1 protein-coding gene is annotated in these 1407 nt (G+C 74.0%); it reads right to left on the reverse strand.

The window, feature by feature from the left end; all coding sequences use genetic code 11:
- Nucleotides 1-1392: glucose-6-phosphate dehydrogenase (locus tag HW445_RS30970; RefSeq protein WP_180224102.1), on the reverse strand; the 1392-nt coding region annotated here is incomplete at its 3' end.
- Between the last annotated feature and the right edge of the window lie 15 nt (nt 1393-1407).

Here is a 1407-nt window from a genome sequence, read left to right on the forward strand (position 1 = left end):
GAGCAGGTCGTCCCGCCGTTCGGGCGTGTCCCGGCGCAGCGGCCCGTCGGAGCCGGCCGGGTACTCCTCCAGCGGGACCAGCCCCCGCTCCCAGGCGGACAGCACCGGCTCGACGACCCGCCACGCCTCCTCGGCCTCGTCGCCGCGGAGGGAGAGCGCGGGGTCGCCGCGCAGCACGTCGAGCAGCAGGCTGCCGTAGGCGGGCAGGTCGGGCGGGTCCATCCGGGCGCTCAGCGCGACCTGCGTGAGGCTGCCCACCTGCGAGCCGACGACGTTCATGTCCAGGCTCAGGCTCTCCGGGTCCAGCCCGAACCGCAGGACGTTGGGCCGGACGTCCTCGTCCTGCCCGAACGGCAGGTGCGGGACGGGACGGAACCGCACCGCGACCTCCATGAGGTCCCGGCCGAGCGCCTTGCCGGTGCGCAGCCGGAACCTGGTGCCGGCCCAGCGCCAGCTGTCCAGTTCGAGTTCGACCTCCGCGAAGGTCTCGGTGCGGCGCGAGGGGTCCACGCCCTCCTCGTCGGTGTAGGCGGGCACGTCGTGGTCGCCGCCGCGGCCGGCCGCGTAGCGGGCGCGGCGGGTGCGGTGCACCACGTCGGCGTCGGTCAGGCGCCGCACCGAGCGCAGCACGTCCACCTTCCGGTCCCGCAGGTCGCGTTCGCCGAGGGTGAGCGGCGGCTCCATGGCGACCAGGCACAGGATCTGGAGGAGGTGGTTCTGGATCATGTCCTTGAGCGCGCCGACGTGGTCGTAGTAGCCGGCACGGCCCTCCAGGGCGAGGGTCTCGTCCCAGACGATGTCGACCTCGGCGATGTGCGTGCCGTTCCAGATCGGTTCCAGGACCCGGTTGGCGAGCCTGCTGCCGAGCAGGTTCTGCACGGTGGTCATGGCGAGGAAGTGGTCGACGCGGAAGACGGCCTGCTCGGGCAGCACGTCGGCGAGCAGCCGGTTGAGTTCCTCGGCGTCGGCGAGGCTCTCGCCGAAGGGCTTCTCCATCACGATGCGGCTGCCCTCGGGCAGTCCGGCGTCGTGCAGGGCGGTCACGGTGGCGGCGAAGAGGAAGGGCGGCAGGGCGAGGTAGACGGCGACGGGGTCGTCGCCCGCGACGACGGCGGCCACCTCGGCGGGGTCGGTGACGTCGGCCCTGCGGTAGTCGCAGGCGGCGGTGACGGCCCGGAGGGAGCGGTCGGGCAGGTGCGCCGCGTGGCGCCCCATCTGGGCGGCGGCCCATTCCCGGTATGCGGCGCCGTCCTGGTCCTCCCGGCCGGCGGCGGTCATGGTGAACCGGTCGTCGAGGTGGCCGGCGGCGTGCAGGGCGGCCAGGGCCGGCAGGAGGTAACGGCCGGTCAGGTCACCCGTCCCGCCGAAGACGGCGAGTCGTCGGATCGTCATCGGGGACGGCCCTCC

The sequence above is a fragment of the Streptomyces sp. UH6 genome (assembly GCF_013421635.1).
GTDB lineage: Bacteria > Actinomycetota > Actinomycetes > Streptomycetales > Streptomycetaceae > Streptomyces > Streptomyces abyssomicinicus.